Origin of the sequence: Aeromonas sp. PrichA-15, from assembly GCF_017939245.1 — a bacterium.
GTDB classification, from domain to species: domain Bacteria; phylum Pseudomonadota; class Gammaproteobacteria; order Enterobacterales; family Aeromonadaceae; genus Aeromonas; species Aeromonas caviae.
This window is the reverse complement of sequence record NZ_JAGKRH010000355.1, coordinates 5221-5571: the sequence shown is the minus strand read 5'-3', so window position 1 is coordinate 5571 and position 351 is coordinate 5221. Positions and strand designations below refer to the sequence as shown.

General features: G+C 50.4%; 2 pseudogenes. One reads left to right on the top strand and one right to left on the bottom strand.

Annotated elements, in window-relative coordinates:
* Window positions 1-126, top strand: a pseudogene (locus J9889_RS23190) (IS5/IS1182 family transposase); the annotation flags it as partial.
* 25 nt (window positions 127-151) lie between these two features.
* On the opposite strand, the pseudogene J9889_RS23185 reads toward J9889_RS23190, so the two are convergent.
* Window positions 152-351: pseudogene (locus J9889_RS23185) on the bottom strand (IS1595 family transposase); the annotation flags it as partial.

Here is a 351-nt window from a genome sequence, read left to right as displayed (position 1 = left end):
TTCGGCTTCGTGAAAGCCAGATACAAGGGGTTGCTGAAAAACGATAACCAACTGGCGATGTTATTCACGCTGGCCAACCTGTTTCGGGCGGACCAAATGATACGTCAGTGGGAGAGATCTCACTAAAAACTGGGAATAACGCCTTACCTGATTACCCATGACCCTCAGCCAGCTTCAAGAGCCGATATGGCATCGGAGGGCTTGCCACGACTGCATGCCCCAATTCAACCAACATGCTCTTGAGGTCAAAACGATGATTAAACCGGAAGCAGTATTCCGCAAGATGCCTTGGTAAATGCTTCGCTCCGAGCGTATGGCAACTGCCCCGCAGCGAGTTTTTCACATTTCCTG